This is a genomic window from Paenibacillus thalictri (genome assembly GCF_004307995.1).
Lineage (GTDB): Bacteria > Bacillota > Bacilli > Paenibacillales > NBRC-103111 > Paenibacillus_AF > Paenibacillus_AF thalictri.
Genome location: NZ_SIRE01000006.1, coordinates 283,368 through 299,511 on the forward strand (window position 1 = coordinate 283,368; position 16,144 = coordinate 299,511).

Annotated in this window: 13 protein-coding genes; 4 read left to right on the forward strand and 9 right to left on the reverse strand. The window is 49.7% G+C overall.

Annotated elements, in window-relative coordinates:
* Positions 1–4 precede the first annotated feature (4 nt).
* From mgrA to EYB31_RS10080, 3 genes are all read right to left on the reverse strand, one after another.
* Positions 5–997 carry an L-glyceraldehyde 3-phosphate reductase gene (gene mgrA, locus EYB31_RS10070; protein ID WP_131013169.1) on the reverse strand — a complete coding sequence of 331 codons (993 nt, stop codon included), beginning with the start codon at positions 995–997 and terminating at the stop codon, positions 5–7.
* 140 nt (positions 998–1,137) lie between these two features.
* The gene (locus EYB31_RS10075) at positions 1,138–2,328 is read right to left on the reverse strand and encodes an MFS transporter (RefSeq protein WP_131013170.1); all 1,191 of its coding nucleotides are present in this window, start codon (positions 2,326–2,328) and stop codon (positions 1,138–1,140) included.
* Between the two features lie 6 nt (positions 2,329–2,334).
* Complete coding sequence (locus EYB31_RS10080) at positions 2,335–2,880, reverse strand: NUDIX hydrolase (protein ID WP_240762262.1); 546 nt, start codon at positions 2,878–2,880, stop codon at positions 2,335–2,337.
* 209 nt (positions 2,881–3,089) lie between these two features.
* Here EYB31_RS10080 and EYB31_RS10085 point away from each other — a divergent pair, with 209 nt between their 5' ends.
* Positions 3,090–3,350: an HPr family phosphocarrier protein gene (locus EYB31_RS10085; protein ID WP_131013172.1), complete on the forward strand. Its 261-nt coding sequence runs from the start codon at positions 3,090–3,092 to the stop codon at positions 3,348–3,350.
* A 59-nt stretch (positions 3,351–3,409) separates the two neighbouring features.
* Here EYB31_RS10085 and uxaC read toward each other — a convergent pair whose 3' ends face one another.
* Positions 3,410–4,825 (reverse strand): glucuronate isomerase, encoded by a 1,416-nt coding sequence (uxaC, locus tag EYB31_RS10090; RefSeq protein WP_131013173.1) that lies wholly within the window; start codon positions 4,823–4,825, stop codon positions 3,410–3,412.
* Between the two features lie 330 nt (positions 4,826–5,155).
* On the reverse strand, positions 5,156–6,649 hold the full coding sequence (locus EYB31_RS10095) for a tagaturonate epimerase family protein (RefSeq protein WP_131013174.1): 1,494 nt from the start codon (positions 6,647–6,649) through the stop codon (positions 5,156–5,158).
* A gap of 164 nt (positions 6,650–6,813) precedes the next feature.
* On the opposite strand from EYB31_RS10095, the gene EYB31_RS10100 reads away from it, so the two are divergent.
* Positions 6,814–7,662, forward strand: coding sequence for a helix-turn-helix transcriptional regulator (locus tag EYB31_RS10100; RefSeq protein WP_131013175.1), 849 nt, complete (start codon positions 6,814–6,816; stop codon positions 7,660–7,662).
* A gap of 34 nt (positions 7,663–7,696) precedes the next feature.
* A complete protein-coding gene (locus EYB31_RS10105) occupies positions 7,697–8,215 on the forward strand; it encodes a hypothetical protein (RefSeq protein WP_131013176.1) in 519 nt (172 codons plus the stop codon).
* A gap of 188 nt (positions 8,216–8,403) precedes the next feature.
* Here the strand turns inward: EYB31_RS10105 and EYB31_RS10110 are convergent, their stop codons facing one another.
* Together EYB31_RS10110 and EYB31_RS10115 are read right to left on the reverse strand one after the other, a co-directional pair.
* The gene (locus tag EYB31_RS10110; protein ID WP_131013177.1) at positions 8,404–9,456 is read right to left on the reverse strand and encodes an AbrB family transcriptional regulator; all 1,053 of its coding nucleotides are present in this window, start codon (positions 9,454–9,456) and stop codon (positions 8,404–8,406) included.
* A 1,178-nt stretch (positions 9,457–10,634) separates the two neighbouring features.
* Positions 10,635–11,921 carry a Gfo/Idh/MocA family oxidoreductase gene (locus EYB31_RS10115; RefSeq protein WP_131013178.1) on the reverse strand — a complete coding sequence of 429 codons (1,287 nt, stop codon included), beginning with the start codon at positions 11,919–11,921 and terminating at the stop codon, positions 10,635–10,637.
* Positions 11,922–12,065: 144 nt separating this feature from the next.
* Here EYB31_RS10115 and EYB31_RS10120 point away from each other — a divergent pair, with 144 nt between their 5' ends.
* Entirely contained in the window at positions 12,066–12,902 is an 837-nt protein-coding gene (locus tag EYB31_RS10120; RefSeq protein ID WP_240762264.1) for a helix-turn-helix domain-containing protein, read from the forward strand.
* Between the two features lie 40 nt (positions 12,903–12,942).
* Here the strand turns inward: EYB31_RS10120 and EYB31_RS10125 are convergent, their stop codons facing one another.
* Positions 12,943–15,243: a PAS domain S-box protein gene (locus tag EYB31_RS10125; protein ID WP_131013179.1), complete on the reverse strand. Its 2,301-nt coding sequence runs from the start codon at positions 15,241–15,243 to the stop codon at positions 12,943–12,945.
* 39 nt (positions 15,244–15,282) lie between these two features.
* Positions 15,283–16,143 (reverse strand): CheR family methyltransferase, encoded by an 861-nt coding sequence (locus EYB31_RS10130; RefSeq protein WP_131013180.1) that lies wholly within the window; start codon positions 16,141–16,143, stop codon positions 15,283–15,285.
* Between the last annotated feature and the right edge of the window lies 1 nt (position 16,144).

Here is a 16,144-nt window from a genome sequence, read left to right on the forward strand (position 1 = left end):
TTCGTTAGCCCCGCAGCACGGATTCGATCGCGGTCAGCTCTTCGTTTGAGAAATCGAGCCGGTTCAGGGCGGCGACGTTCTCCTCGACCTGGCTGACGCGGCTTGCGCCAATCAGCGCCGAAGTGACACGACCGCCGCGCAGCACCCATGCCAGCGCCATTTGCGCAAGCGATTGGCCGCGTTCTGCAGCAATATGGTTCAAACGGATGATTTTGTCTATTTTCTCCGGAGTCACGTCTTTTTCCTTCAACGAGCCGGTTGTGCTGGCGGCACGCGAGTCCGTCGGAATGCCTTTTACATACTTATTGGTCAACAATCCTTGCGCCAGCGGGCAAAAAGCAATGCTGCCGATGCCGTTCTCATCGAGCACATCCTGCAAACCGTCTTCGATCCAACGGTTCAGCATCGAATAAGATGGCTGATGGATCAGCGCAGGCGTTCCGAGCCTTTGCAATATCGCTGCCGCTTGAGCGGTCTGCTCTGCGCTGTAGCTGGATATGCCAACGTACAAAGCTTTGCCTTGGCGTACGATCAGGTCCAAAGCGGCCATCGTTTCCTCCAGCGGCGTATTTGGATCCGGACGATGGGAATAAAAGATGTCCACATACTCCAATCCCATTCGCTTCAAGCTTTGATCAAGGCTGGCCGTAATATATTTTTTGGAGCCCCATTCGCCGTAAGGACCAGGCCACATTCTGTAACCCGCTTTGCTGGAGATGACCAGTTCATCCCGATAAGGAGCAAGGTCGGTTTTCAGCATACGTCCGAACATTTCCTCGGCCGACCCTGGCGGCGGTCCGTAATTATTCGCCAAATCAAAATGCGTGATGCCAAGGTCAAATGATTTTAACACCATCGCCCTGCCGTTCTCGTAAGTGTCCACCCCTCCGAAATTATGCCACAAGCCAAGCGAAATCGCCGGCAGCAGCAAACCCGAACGGCCGCACCGGTTGTATTTCATTGAGCCGTAACGCTGAGCATTTGCTTCGTATACCATAATAATTGAACGCCTCCTCTTAAGCTTTGCGCAGAATGCCGAATCTCGCAAGCTGAACCCGTAATTCAGTATAATCGTCTGCAGACGGTTTGAACATGACTGAAAATGAGGTGCCTAGCTTAACTCCAGGTAACTTAGGTTCAAGCGCTTTCCGTCATTTTCTCGGGTGCATCGACATTTCTTGCCGAAAACAGCGGGACGGCTAAAGCGCATAGAATGGCAAATCCCATCAGGGCATAAAACGGAAAGGTGTGGAAATCCTCAACAAACATGGCCAAAATGAGCACAACAATTCTGGGAATGTTCAGAAACCATTCCCGCCACAGCAGGATGCGGGTCTGCTCCATCGCCGTATGTTTGCTCATGACGCGGAATTGTCCGGTATTCCAGACTGTGCCGAAATAAAACAACCCGATGGTCGTCAAAATGTTGGACACAACCAGGAACAGCGGGTATTGCAGCAGCGCAAACAAAAATCCGCCGCAAATCGCCGTCATCCCGACGGCAAGCCAGACGCCGCTGCGCACTTGCTGCAGCTTGCGGTACAAGATCATGCTCCCGATCGACGAGAGCGCATACAGCACGTTCAGCAGCGCGATAACAAGCTTATCCCCGGATACGGAAAACGTAAAGATAATGGCAAACAACCCCTGAAACTGCAAAAACACTCCGGCCGAAAGGCAGGACGGCACCATCCAGCGCAGCCCCGGGTAGGAGAACACGTGCGAGAACTTCATTTTTTGGTTAAACAGCGGTTCCGGTTCCTTGGCCAATGTAATCGGCGGTATCGTAAACGATACGATAAGCAGGCCGATGACAAACACAAACATCAGCAGAAATGAGCCTGAATAACCGATCCACTTAATGACAAAAGCGAAGGCAACGGGATTAACGATGGACACAACCTGACCGATAATGGTCGCTACGGAAAAATAACCTTCAAAATCTTTGCCTTTGCCGAAAATGCAAAGCGTAATATTTTGCGTGGACGCGTAAAATCCCCACATCAGCCCAACCGGCACAGCAATGATCGCGATCCATAACATCCTGCTGTCCAAATGCAAGAACGAAAGCAGAAGAAACGTTAAGCAGCCGCTGATCGCGACCGTACGAATCAGAAAACGCGTCGTAAACACCGACAACAGCCTGGCCCCAAGCGCAAACGCCAAACTCCACACAACAAACAGGACAAGATTGAACCATGTGACATCCATGATTCTCTTGCCCTGCTCCCATATGTACAAATTTACAAAAATGCCAATATAGTTAAAAATAATCATTGAAGCCGCATTCATAAGAAGCACCCGTTTAATGGGCTGTGTGATGGTCATGTTGGCTCATCTCCTCAGGTTGGAAAAACCGGAGCCTTGGAACGGAGCATTAGGCTCCTTATCCGGAAGCAGTCCTTGCATATCGCCATGAATGGCAATATCGACAAGCCACTGCGTAAAGCCCGCCACCTGCATTTGCTTCATTTCCTCCAAACTGAAAAAACCTGCCGCATCCACTTCAACGCCATCGGGAACAGGCTCGCCATCCACATAATCCATCGCAAATGCGACATATACGTTGTGAATGTCCCGCGGCTGGTCGCGCAGCGCCACAATCCCCCGAACGGTTGCCGTCACTCCGGTCTCTTCCATGACCTCGCGAACGATCGTCTTTTCGATCGGCTCATGCTGCTCGATGTATCCGCCCGGATTCGTCCAGTTGCCCTTGCCGGGCTGAATCGCCCTGCGGACGAGCAGTACTTTTTCCTCACGCAGCACCAATGCGCCTACGCCGATACTGTAATTGCCCCAGTGCACGAAACTGCATGCCGTACAAGCATGTCTCTCCTCTCCGCCAATCTCACGCAGCTCCAGTGGATGACCGCATTCCATACAAAAACGGGGTGCCACAACCATCACTCTCTTCTCTACTCAAGATACCTTAAGGTAATCACAGACCTGTTCATCAGTCAATGACTTTTTCTTATGTCTTTTACCGATAAGACGGTTAACTATATCGATCCTCTTTTCAAATCTGCTATAATATACTAATATAAAGCGATTACATGAATGCGGATAGCAAGGGCGGAGGAATAACCATAATGAGAGTTCACGACATAACGGTTCCGAAACATTTGAATTCGCTGGACCTGCAGGAATTATCCCGGCACGCAAGCAAGTTCAGTTCGAACGTAACGATTAGGTACGATCAGGAGAATTCGCATCAAGTCGAAGTCGATGTCAAAAGTTTGCTTGGCATGCTGCTGATGCCCATTGAAGAAGGAACACACATCACCATTGTGACCAAAGGTTCGGATGAGAAGGAAGCGATCGATTCCATCTGTGATTTCTTTATTAATTAATGTAATTAAATAGAAGGCCGGTCCCTCTTATTGGCGGACCGGCCATTTTTATTGCCGACTTACAGTCCGAAATCGAAATATTGTTTGGCGTTATTGTAGCTAATATTTTGCACGATGTTGCCGAGCAGTTCCATGTCGTCAGGAGCTTCGCCGTTCTCCACCCATTCGCCAAGCAGGTTGCACAGCAGTCTGCGGAAATATTCATGACGCGTATAAGACAAGAAACTTCTGGAGTCCGTCAGCATGCCCACAAAACGGCTGAGCAGGCCCGTATTGGCCAAAATCTTCATTTGGTCGAGCATGCCGTCTTTCGTATCGTTAAACCACCATGCGGAGCCGAATTGGATTTTCCCCGGAACCCCCCCGCCTTGGAAGTTGCCCATCAATACCGCAAGCAAGATGTTGTCGTTCGGGTTCAGCGAATACAAAATCGTCTTGGCGAGCGCGTCTTCTTTCTCCAGCGAGTCGAGCAAGCGGGCCAAGCCGTAAACGACAGGGCTGTCGTTGATCGCGTCATAACCGGTATCCGGACCGAGCTTGGCGAACATCCGGCTGTTGTTGTTGCGGGCTGCGTTGATGTGGAATTGCATAACCCAGCCAAGCTCGGCGTAAATTTTGCACATATAAATGAGCGTGTAGGTTTTGAACTGCTTCTCTTCTTCAAGCGAAATGGACTCTCCGTTCAGCCCTTTGGCAAAAACCGCAGCAGCCTCTTCTTTAGTTGTGTCCGCATACGCGACATAATCAAGCGCATGGTCGGATACACGGCAGTCCACCGAATGGAAAAACCGCAGTCTGTTGTCCAGCGCGGACAAGTACTGGTCATAGTTGTCGATCGCTTGGCCTGCGGCTTCCGACAGCTTGTTCACCCACGGCACAAACGTAGCTCTGCTGATTTCAAGCCCTTTATCCGGACGCCAAGCCGGGAGCACCTTCACGTCAAACGAAGTGTCTTCCTTTAGCTTAATATGATATTCCAGCGAATCGATCGGATCGTCCGTTGTGCACACAACGGTAACATTGGATTTGGTGATCAAATCTCGGGCGCCATAACCCGGGCTTGTCAGTTGAGCGTTAACTTTCTCCCAGATCGCCGGAGCGTTTTTCTCGTTAATCAGATCGTACACGCCAAAAAAGCGCTGCAGTTCCAGATGGGACCAATGGTACAGCGGGTTGCCGATCGTTTGCGGCACCGTTTTCGCCCAAGCGAGGAAACGGTCGTAATCGGTAGCGCCTTCGCCGCCGGTCACGTATTTCTCTTCCGCGCCGTTGGCTCTCATCAATCTCCACTTGTAATGGTCGCCGTACAGCCAAGCTTCGGTCAAATTTTTGAACGTCTTATTCTCGTAAATTTCTTGCGGGCTTAAATGACAGTGATAGTCGATGATTGGCATCGCCTTTGCGTAATCGTGATACAACGTTTCCGCCGTTTTGTTGTTAAGCAGAAAATTTTCATCCAAAAACTTTTTGGCCATTGCAGCATCCACCTTTTAATTTTTTTAATTGTTCACGTTAACATTATACTACAAGGAAAGGGAAAACCGATGGCTTTCCCCAAAAAATTATTTTTTGCGCCAGAGTCTGTAGGGCGCTTGGTTGGTGTGGATATTTATTCATTTGATGAATGGAGGTAAAGGGAATGGCATGTAAAGTTTACGTCCGCTTTGAAAACCGTGTTTTATCCGCAAAAATAAATTCAGAAAATACGGTTTTCATTGGCGGTGGAATGCCATCTCTTTTCCGGAATTGAATATCAAATGAATAAATAGTCACCTTATTTCGCCCTACAGACTCCTGCATTCTCCTTATTTGCCAAGCAGCTGCAAATGTTTGCCGATGTGTGCAATCAGCGAATCGGCGTAGGCGTCTTCCTGATCGCTCAGCGTCTTGAAGAATTCATCCTTGAACAGCGAGTTTCCTGCAGCGTCTTTGGCCTGCAGCAGAATACCGTAGGTGATATGGACAACCTGGCGCGCATTCTCTTCATCCATGTAACTTGGCAGATCGGCGTCGGACACTTGGTCCAGCGGCTTCACTTTGTCCGGTGTGCCGTTGACATGATAATAAGCCGTCGCTTCCACATAATGATCCATCGCGTATTGATGCATACGGCGGTATAAGGACGGGTTGACTTTGGCAACCGTGCGAACGGCTTCCAGCCAGTTTGTGCCGGCTGTTTTGACATGGAAACGGCCTTTGGTGTATTCGCCGATCAGTTGGAACACGCTGAACTTGTCGCTGCCCGAATGGATGCTCAGCTTGTAGCCGAAATCGTCGGCAAGGCCGGCGTGGATTTTGAGTTCCGCTTCGAATTGCGCGATATCGCCGATGTAATCGATGCCTTTTTGGAACTCGCCGCAAAATCTTGGCGCCATACTGTAAATCTCCAGGCCTCTGCTGTACAGCTCTTTGGCTACGAAGAAATGGGATTCTGGAGCGGTCGGTGTTGCCGTCTCGTCAATGGAGATTTCAAAATCGACAGCGCGCGGCGCAGGTTTAATGTAAGTGACGTATACATGCTCCATAAAGTCGATCGCAGCGCCGTAAATCAGCACATTATCGATGAGCGTGGCCTTGTCGAACGTAAATGTCGTGCCGGCCGCCTCAAACGTTTTATCGAGGTAACGGTTTTCGTAGTGGCTGCGCACCGCTTCAGGAAGCTGGGCGTATTTATCCGCTTTGGCTTCAGCGGACGAACCGTCCACGGTATTGTCGATTTTCTCCGAGCAGTCGAGCGTCAGCATCGTGAATCCCAGATCCAGCGACATCTGAATGTCGGATTCCACTTTCAAGTGGTCGCCGTCGGCGCCCCAGCCGTCTTTGTAGCCTTCTTGGAATACGGCATATGCCGCCGCGTCCACCACTTCTTTATAATTGCGTCCCGTCAGGTTCAACTCGCGGATGCTTTGCTGAGCCAAAATCGGACGGACGTTTTTGCCATTCACCGTGCGAATGTGTCCCGGAGAAGCTACGCCCAAGCGGTCGCCGAGTCCAATCGTGGCGATTTGTGTACCGAATGCGCGCGGCGCCGTATAGTCAAAATATTTATTCAAAACAAGCCGGTTGGCATGCGTCAGCGGGCATACTTTGTAGCCATCCTCCGCTTCCCCTTGAAGTTCGTTGAACAAGTCGCCTGCGCCTACGGCAAGCAGCAGCTTTGTATATCCGTCTTTAATCATGAGCAGCTTGGTGCCGCCCGCTTCGTCAAGCGATTGCGGGTATACTTTAACTTCGCCCCCTGCGGATGCGCTTACGCTGCCTGATTGAATAGCCTGTACAATCGATTCGTATTTGCTCATTTTTAAAAATAAGCCTCCTTAAACGCATTGTAATCACTACATGCCACCATCATATCGCAAACATATATCAGGTTCTCTGCTATTTTTGCTGAATATAGAAGAAACCATGCATATTTTGCTGTTACGGTGACAACAATTTGCTACAATAAGGTGGGGGTGCTCTCATGAAAGACACAACTTCGTTCAGTTATGGCGCCGAAGACGACGAATTTTATATCGATCATATCAAACGGACCGAACCTTTCGAACGAAATAACCATTTTCACAGCAATTATGAAATCTATTATTTGTTTTCCGGGCACCGAATGTATTTTATCAAGGACCGTTCCTATGCCATATCCGCCGGAGATCTGGTGTTTATTAATAAAAACGACGTGCACAAAACATCCGGTACCGGCGACCCGCTTCATGAGCGGATTGTCATTAATTTCAGCGACCAGTTCATCGGTCCCGATCATTATTTGCACGATCCGTTTTTGTTTACGCCGTTCCACCATAACAGCAGCGTCATCAGCTTGAAACTTCAGGATCAAATTGCGGTACAGGCCATTTTCGGCAAGCTGGAGAAAGAACTTAAGGAGCAGTCGCGGGGATTTCACATGTATACCAAACATTTGCTCGTGGAGCTGCTGCTCTTCTCCGCCCGTTATTTGGAGAAACACGAAACCGCGCCGTTTGAGCACGCCAGCCCGCTGCACAAAAAAATATCCGACATCGTGCAGCATATCAACCGGCATTACGCCGAGCAGATGACGCTGACTACATTGTCGGAGCAGTTTTTTATAAGTCCCTATTATTTGAGCCGCGCGTTTAAAGACATTACGAGCTTTTCGTTTATCGAATATTTGAACTTCACGCGGATTAAGGAAGCTCAGAAGCTGCTCCGGGAAACCAACGATAAGATTATCGAGGTCGCCCAGCAGGTCGGCTTTGAGAATATCGCCCATTTCGGACGTGTGTTTAAAAAGCAGACGAAGCTGGCCCCGCTCGAATACCGCAAGCTGAAGCTGTAGTTTGTTTATAAAAAAATGTCAGGGGGTGACTTGAATGGAAAGTCAAACACAAACGGACCTCAGTCAAACAAAGAACTTTAACGAGACAGGCGTTTCAAAAAGCATTTCATCAAGCCGGCCATTAGGTATAAATGAGGTTTGGATAAAACTGGCGTTTTGGATGAAAATCACAGCATTCCTTTATTTGGCTTTTGGTGTATTTCAAGTATTTATAGGTTTTGTCCAATTTGGCTTTGGGACCGTCGTAGGTATCGTCCAAATTATCATTTTCGCCGTATTGATTCGTCTTGCCAAGCAAATAAATGAGATGCCTGATCGCCCGGATGACGCTTCATTATTGCAAATGAACCTGAAACTGTTACAGTATTTCCGAATGCAAACATTGCAAATAGCAGGTCTTTTCTTGTCGGTGGTTATACTGGTAGTCACTGTTGTTAAATTTTTAAGCAATTGGCAATGGCTCATTGAATTGATTAAGTGGGGTAAAAAGCTGGGCGGACTATTGTATTATATAGAAATGGGGATCGATTATATTAAAAATTGGTTCTTGTAATACATAAAGATGAGGATCGGATTGGCCATCATCCGGATGCAATACGGGACAATGCCGCCGCGCCGGCGGCGGCCATCCGGCCCGTGCATCGCGTGTTCCCGGTGCCCCGGAGAAATCTCGTCTATTGCGGTTGTCGTTCTAGCGAAAGCGGATGCCCAAACATACGAATTGTTAGGTGCAGCTTGCAATCATGCCCGCTCAAACCTGCGCAGGCCCCACTTGAGCAGCGGCGGCACCACAAACAAAATAAATAAAATGCGGAACATTTGATAAGCGACGATCATCGTGATGTCGGCATGGGTAATCGCCGCGGTGACACCCATTTCGGTCATGCCGCCGGGCGCCGTGCTTAAGAACGCCGAAAGCAGCGTGACCGGATACAGGCAGCTAAGCCCATAAGCAAAAGCAAGCGAAAACAACACGACACCAATCCCGCTGAGTATGGTGTAAGGAAGCAGCTTTTTCCAATTCGTCAGGCTGCTGAGTTGTGTCGTCACTCCCATGTAAGTGCCGATCATCCATTGCGCGATGATAATGGGCAGCTGCGGCAGTTGTGGCGTATGCGCCCCGGCCACGGCCAGCACCGCTCCGGCGATAATCGGGCCAACCATATACGGTGTCGGAAAACGCAGCTTGACGGCGAACCAGCAGCTGGCCAGCACGGCGGCGATAATGAGCGGCGAGCTATAAGGCTGCGAGAACCAATCGGCATAACTTCCTTGCGGGGCGGCGGCCGCAATCCCGTCCGCTTGCTCGGCCAAGCCGTGAACCGCCATAAACGGCACGATAAAGATAACCGCAAGCACCCGGAGCGTCTGCATAAAAGCGACCTGGGTTTCATCCGCGCCTTTGACTTCCTCTGCCAGCACGACCATCTGTGACAGCCCGCCGGGGATGCTGCCGATTACGCTGCTAGCCATCGTAATTTTTGTTTTTTTGGCGACCCAATACGCCGTGAGCAAGCTAAATGCAACCGTAAGCAGCGTGGCGGTTATCATCGACGGCAGCTGCATCGCAATCTGCCTGCCCGTGTCTTTCGTAAACGTAATCCCCATCATATAACCGAGGATCACAAGGCCTGCGTCCCGCGCTTTCACGGTCCAGACCAGAGGGCGTTTCATATACGCAATCCAGAACATCGCCGCAGCAAGCGGACCTAACATCCAGCCCAGCGGAATGTGCAGCAGCGTAAACAATACGCCTCCCGCGCACGTGACCAGCACGGTTTCCAACAGCCGCATGTTATCATCTCCTAAAAGCTTTGCGAAGTAAAGCTCACTTCGTAAGCGCTGCCTAAGCTTTGTGTAAACAAGTTGTTTCGTAAGCGCTGCTGAGTTTTGCGCAGGCAAAGCTTGTTTTATTTCCCGGGCGAGCGCACAAATCGATCCAACTCCTGCCAATTCGACATGTCCATTGTATCTCATTCGACAGGTGCTGCCTATACAATCCTCACGAAAAATTGAGTGGAGCGCTTGCTCATAAGAATAAAAACGTCCGGTAAAAATCTCTGGACGCTCTATTTTGATGCGATGAGTTACGTTTAGCGCGTTGGGGCAGGGATGAGTATGCAATGTTGCTAGGATAAGAAGTCGACGGACCAATGTCGTCACGCGGATGATCAAGCTTCTTTTATGCGTCGCGACTCGTTCTGGACATAGAACCCAATGGGATGGAACAGTTGCTCGACCTCCTTGTCGCCGCGGCCGGACAACTTGACGATGTGGATAGCGAACTGAGTAGAGTGAAACTGTCGATTCATCGTGCATCCCCCGAAGTTAGAGAAGCCTCCGCTCCAACGGACGTGAGCGCTGCAATGTAAACCAAATTTGAGGTTTACTACATGTAACGGACACCGCCGCTCTTATTTTGCCTTCTATCACGGTTTCCTTGACTTTTTTGGACAAATAAAGGCGCCGGTGTCCGTAAAAAAACAAACTCCGATTTTTTTGCCAAATAAGCGCGCTCCTGTCCGTAAGCGTTGGGCATGACGTTCGCAGGCATAAGGCAACGCCAACCATGGAGACGAAGATGTCCGCTACTGACAGCCAGCAACAATCAGCTTTAATCAAGGTCGAACGAATCGAAATCTTTCCATTTGCTGTATTCAAGCATATTCAAGCATTTTATGATTCCGGTTTACTCCATGAACCCGGTAGATTGCGCTAATGCAGCCAATACGATCGAGATCCGATTATCAGCCATTATCGCTAACCTGACAACATTGTCCGCCCGCTCGTTAACATCGTGCCCTCAGGATTAAATGTTGTGGTTAGACCACGATGTTAAAAACGGCCGCTTTCACTTATCCGCTCGCTACTCATCCCTTATGCCAGCTTTCCGCTAATCCCCAAAAGATAAAATTTGCTTAAATTCAACGAAAAACAGCCGCCTGTTCAGGCAGCTGTCAGTTAGATATTTATTAAAATTTAACCAGGTCGTCCACCTTGACGGGCATCCCGGTGCGAATCGAAATATTTCCGGCGATGCCGGTCAATATCGACATTGCGCCATCGATATGGGACGCAGCCCGATTAAAGCGGTCCGGCGTCTTCTCCGCGGCAAACAGATCGTTAAGCAGCACAGGATCGCCGCCTCCGTGGCCGCCTTTTTTCTCTTCGACTTTGACTTCGTACGGCTTCTCGAAAATCGGATGAACCAAAATTTTCTTGCCGACTACCGCGCCTTCAAGACCTTGGTCGCCGCCGGAGTTCACATACGATTGTTCCACAATTTCCATCTCGATCCGGCCCTTTGTGCCGTTAAAGGCAACGCGGAAGCCTTCCCAAGGGGAATACGCGTACAAGGAGTATGTCAGCATCACGTTGTTTTTGTAGCGGACAAGCACGCTCATCGTATCTTCGATATCGATTCCGTCGCCAAATACGCTCTGATCGCGGTAATATCCGTCCTCATGTTCGGCATCGGCGTACAGCGCCTTAAGTTGTGGATTTTCTTCCAGGTGCAAAGCGTAGTGGTCGTCCTTAGCCGCTTCGCTGCCGCGGGCGCGCGAGTAGAACTCCGTGACCCCGCGTTTTTCGGCATTTTCGCGTCCGTAGAACATCAGATCCCCCTGCGCAAAAACAAGCTTAGGCTGCGAGGCGATCCAGAAATTCACCAAATCGAAATGGTGAGTGGACTTGTGTACGAGAAGCCCCCCGCTGTTGCGCTTGTTGCGGTGCCAGCGGCGGAAGTAATCGGCGCCGTGTTTGGTATTGAGCAGCCATTCGAAGTGCACCGACGTCACATCGCCAATCACGCCGTCGCTGATCAACTCGCGAATTTTGGTATTGTGCGGCGAATAGCGGTAGTTAAACGCAACACGCAGATTACGTCCGGTCCGCTTGATCGCATCGAGAATTTCCTGGCATTTCGTTTCGTCCACGGTCATCGGTTTCTCCGACAATACGTCGCAGCCCAGCTCCATAGCGCGGATAATATATTTGTGATGCGTGCGGTCGATCGAAGTAACAATGACAACATCCGGTTTCGTGTCGGCGATCATTTGGTCGAACTGCTCGGATTTATAGGTCGGAACCGCTTCCGCCCCATGCTCCTGCAGCCGTCTGTTGGCATAATCCATCCGGGTTTGGTTTACATCGCAAAAAGCGACCATCTCCGCCGAATCTTTAAAGTCACGGGCAACGGCTACGTAAAAAAATTGAGCGCGGCCCCCGGCTCCGACTTGCGCATATCTTGTGCGAGACATAGTATGATTCCTCCTGAGTAATAAGTGGTTAACTTGCCCTTATTGTAATGCAAAAAAAATATGAAAACATTACGATTTTTGCTTTCATAAGTTTTTTTCAACAATTTTTGTTATAATGGACAGAAGGAAAGGTTGTGAACCATCGTGGAATTTTCGAAACCCCGGCTGGGTCCGTTTTTAATTGACCATGTCAAACGAACCGGCACCTACAGCATGACCAACAATCACGCTCACGACTCATACGAAATTTACTATATGTGCTCGGGTGAACGGTTTTATTTTATTAAAGACAGAACGTATCATGTGCGCCCGGGCGACCTTGTGCTGATTGAACCCAATGTGCTGCACCGCACAACGGAGGCTTATTCTTCCAATCACGAACGTATTTTGATTAACTTCAAAACGGAATTCGCGGAAAACTTCATTCAGGACAGACACGGGGAACTGACCGAGCTGTTCGGTTCTTATCCGCTGCTGCGGCTTGGCAGCAAGGAACAAATGCAAATTGCAGCCATGCTTGATAAAATGCTGCTTGAGTACAAACTCGACGACGAGGACTCCCCGCAGTACATCCGCATCATGTTGGCCGAGCTGCTGCTGGTCACACGCCGGTATGCGCGGCTAACGACGGTCAAACAGCCCGAATACCCGAATACGCTTCATCAACGCGTGTCGGATATCGCCAAATTTATTAATGAGCATTATCACGAGCCGATCAGCCTTAAGCTGCTCGCCGACCGCTTTCATATGAGCCAATTTTATTTGAGCCGCATCTACAAGGAAGTAACCGGATTTACCTTTGTCGATTACGTCAATCAAGTGCGCATTAAAGAATCGCAAAAACTGTTGAAATCGACCAAGTTTAATATTACGGCCATTACGGAGAAAGTCGGCTTCGAGAACAGCACCCACTTCGGACGTGTGTTCAAAACGATTACCGGCGTCGCCCCGCTGCAGTACCGCAAGCTGCATAAGCAATAAGAACGGGCGGCAGCCGGATGAAAGGCAGCCCCCGGTGTTATCAGGCGAAATTTTCAATCAGCGGATGGAGCGCAAAGCGGATCGAAAACACGGTTCCCGCCGGTCCTGTTGTGACCTCCAGCTTGGCGTTATGACGGGCGGCAATCGTGTAACAGACGGCAAGGCCCAGGCCGGTCCCTTTCTCCTTGGTCGTAAAAAACGGAGTGCCCAGCTTATCCAGCACTTCCTTTTGGATGCCGGTGCCTTGATCCTCCACCTCCAGGATGACAGGATGGCTTTCCGTGCCGTTGGTGTTCGTGCGAATAATGAGCTGTCCGCCGGGCTGCATCGCTTCAAGGCCGTTTAAGGCTAAATTGAGCAGCATCTGGCGAATTTCCTTCTCGTCCAAATAAAGCGGCATCGCCTTGCCGAGCTGCAGTTGAACCGCTTTTCCCGTCAGCATGGCCTCCGCTTGGATAAGCGGAAACATCGCCTCCACGATACTGTTTAGAGATTGCGCTTTGCGGTCGGCCGTTTTGTTTTTGGCCAATGAAAGAAATTCGGTAATAATCGTATTGGCGCGGTCCAATTCCTCCACCATCAGATTGATAATTTCCCCTGATGTTCTTTGTGTGCTTGTTTTTGCGATCTGCAAAAAACCGCGAACCGTTGTCATCGGATTGCGGATCTCATGCGCCAGACCGGCGGCCATCTCACCTACCAGATGCAAGCGGTCCAATCTGGACATCTCCAGTTCTAGCTCTACTCGTTCCGTAATATCGGTAATCACGGTGAGCACACAATGCTCCCCTTGAATTTCAATCCGTTCCGTCGACAGCAATCCGGTGCGGACAACGCCAGAACGCGTAGAGTAAGAAATTTTGATCCCATGCACAACCTTGTCCGAACTTGCTGTCCACAACTCCGCCTCATCGTCGGCTCCGGTTTTTATGTTTAAATCGACGCTTTTCATGACAGCTTCTTCGTGAGTATAGCCGGTATAACTCGTCCAGCTGTCGTTCACATCCAGAATGCGGCCGTCTTTGGTAGAATGAATGGAAATCAGGCTGGGACTCGCCTGAAATATTTTATGAAACCTGGCTTGGGAATTCCGCAGGTCCTCTTCCATCCGTTTTTTTACAGAGGTATCGGTGAAATAGACGGAAAGCCCTTGCTTTTTCGGATAAACGCGAACCTCCAGCCAACAGCCGGTAAGCTGCGAATACACCTCGTAATGAGTTGGTGTACCTTGTAACGCCGCCTGATGCAGCTGACGGAATGTCATGCTGTCGGATTCGAGCAGAACATCCCACATGCTGTGCCCAATGACATCGTCTTGGCGGATGCGCAGCATTTTTTCAGCCTCGCGGTTGACATATAAAAACCGCCATGAGTTGTCTACGGTGAAAAAACCGTCCGTGATGCTCTCCAGAATGTCTCTCAGCGAATCGTTGGATTCCTGGAGCTCCTCCGTTCTTTCAGCCACTTGATGCTCCAGTTCATGGAACCGCATGTCCCGCTCCAGCTCAAGCTGCCTGCGGACGGTGATGTCGCGGATGGAATACACATAGATGCTCCGTCCTCCGAGCGAAGCTTTTCCTCTGTGCACTTCAACGGGAAAGTCGTGACCTCCCATATGGCGCGCCATGGTTTCAACGATGTGCTGCCCGTTCTCGGCTGTCGTAAAATAAGCCTCGGGCGTTTCCTTACACTTCGGCAGCAGTTTCGTCACCAAGCAGCCAAAAGCGTCTTCTTCGGAGATGCCAAACATCGCCTTTAAGGCGGGATTGGCGGCAATGATCCTGCCTTCGGCATCCAGAGTTAATATCGTATCGGAGGAGGTTTCACCGATGACCCTAGCCAGCGCCTCCGTTTGATGCAACTCTTCCGCAGTCCGCAGTAACTTGAGGTTCATTTCCTCCAGTTCGGCGCTCCTTATTTTGATTAGCTCGTTTTGTTCGTTTAATGTTCTTTGATGACGGTAGAAATTGACGAACGCCTCGACCTTATGCCTTAATGCTTCCGCATGAAACGGCTTAAAAATAAAATCGATGGCACCGGTTTCATAACCTTGAATGACGTTTTCCTTCGCTTGGCTGAGCGCTGTAATAAAGATAATCGGGATATGCTTCGATTTGTCCCTGGATTTAATTAAACGGGCGGTTTCAAACCCGTTCATCTCAGGCATTTGCACATCAAGCAAAATCAATGCAAAGTCATCCTTCAGAACGCAGCGCAGCGCTTCTTTCCCTGAACTTGCGGTAACGACGAGATAATCGGGAGATTCGAGCAGCGAAGACATCGCCATAATATTTTCCGGCCGGTCATCCACTAATAAAATACGTACATGAGCTTCATCCATAAAATGTTCATTCCTTACCTGAATAGGATGCTAGCGGGATTATTTTACTTTACGGTACAGCCTTTCGGCAGCATCCATTCCGCTGTAGCTGCTTTCGCAAACAGTAAATGAGATCGTCTCCCTGTTGCCAAGACCCAATATGCCGCCCTGCCCCAGGCTTTCATAAAACAGCTTATGGACGCGGGTCTGCAGGTCCCTATTAAAATAGATCAGTACATTTCTGCAAATAATGACGTGAAATTCGTTAAAAGAATGATCGGTCGCAAGGTTATGTTGGGCGAAGACGATATGCTCGGATAAAAAAGAATGGAATCGCGCCTTGTTATCTTCCGCCGCGTAATATTCCGAAAACGGCCGATTGCCGCCGGCATGCAAATAATTTCGTGTATACATCTTCATCCGGTTGAGCGGATAGGTCCCGGTCATTGCTTGTTTCAGCAACGCGTCGTTGAGATCGGTGGCATATATGCGCGCTTTATCAAGCAATCCTTCCTCATGCAGCAAGATGGCCATAGAGAAAGGTTCTTCGCCGGTCGAGCAGCCGGCGTGCCAAATTCGAATAAAAGGCAGCGTTTTCAGCCAAGGGATGACATTTTGACGCAGCGACAAAAAAAATGAAGGATCACGAAACATCTCGGTCACATGAATCGTGAAATCTCTAAACAATCGTTCCATCATCAACGGCTGATGAAGCACCCGCTCCAGCAATGCCGTGATGCTGGACATGCCCTCGAGCCTCACCCTATGCCAAATACGCCTGCGAATCGTGGACATGGAGTAATCACGGAAATCGTATCCATACGCTCGATATATGCCTTCCAGAAGCAGCTTGATCTCAATATCTTCAACATCTTCGCGAGCAGTCTCCTTGACGGAACGTTCAAATACATCAGGGCTCATG

Bases quoted from the DNA above. Each gene is read 5' to 3' on its own strand.
- mgrA (WP_131013169.1), bottom strand. From the start codon at position 997: ATGGTATACGAAGCAAATGCTCAGCGTTACGGCTCAATGAAATACAAC.
- EYB31_RS10075 (WP_131013170.1), bottom strand. From the start codon at position 2,328: ATGACCATCACACAGCCCATTAAACGGGTGCTTCTTATGAATGCGGCT.
- EYB31_RS10080 (WP_240762262.1), bottom strand. From the start codon at position 2,880: ATGGAATGCGGTCATCCACTGGAGCTGCGTGAGATTGGCGGAGAGGAG.
- EYB31_RS10085 (WP_131013172.1), top strand. From the start codon at position 3,090: ATGAGAGTTCACGACATAACGGTTCCGAAACATTTGAATTCGCTGGAC.
- uxaC (WP_131013173.1), bottom strand. From the start codon at position 4,825: ATGGCCAAAAAGTTTTTGGATGAAAATTTTCTGCTTAACAACAAAACG.
- EYB31_RS10095 (WP_131013174.1), bottom strand. From the start codon at position 6,649: ATGAGCAAATACGAATCGATTGTACAGGCTATTCAATCAGGCAGCGTA.
- EYB31_RS10100 (WP_131013175.1), top strand. From the start codon at position 6,814: ATGAAAGACACAACTTCGTTCAGTTATGGCGCCGAAGACGACGAATTT.
- EYB31_RS10105 (WP_131013176.1), top strand. From the start codon at position 7,697: ATGGAAAGTCAAACACAAACGGACCTCAGTCAAACAAAGAACTTTAAC.
- EYB31_RS10110 (WP_131013177.1), bottom strand. From the start codon at position 9,456: ATGCGGCTGTTGGAAACCGTGCTGGTCACGTGCGCGGGAGGCGTATTG.
- EYB31_RS10115 (WP_131013178.1), bottom strand. From the start codon at position 11,921: ATGTCTCGCACAAGATATGCGCAAGTCGGAGCCGGGGGCCGCGCTCAA.
- EYB31_RS10125 (WP_131013179.1), bottom strand. From the start codon at position 15,243: ATGGATGAAGCTCATGTACGTATTTTATTAGTGGATGACCGGCCGGAA.
- EYB31_RS10130 (WP_131013180.1), bottom strand. From the start codon at position 16,143: ATGAGCCCTGATGTATTTGAACGTTCCGTCAAGGAGACTGCTCGCGAA.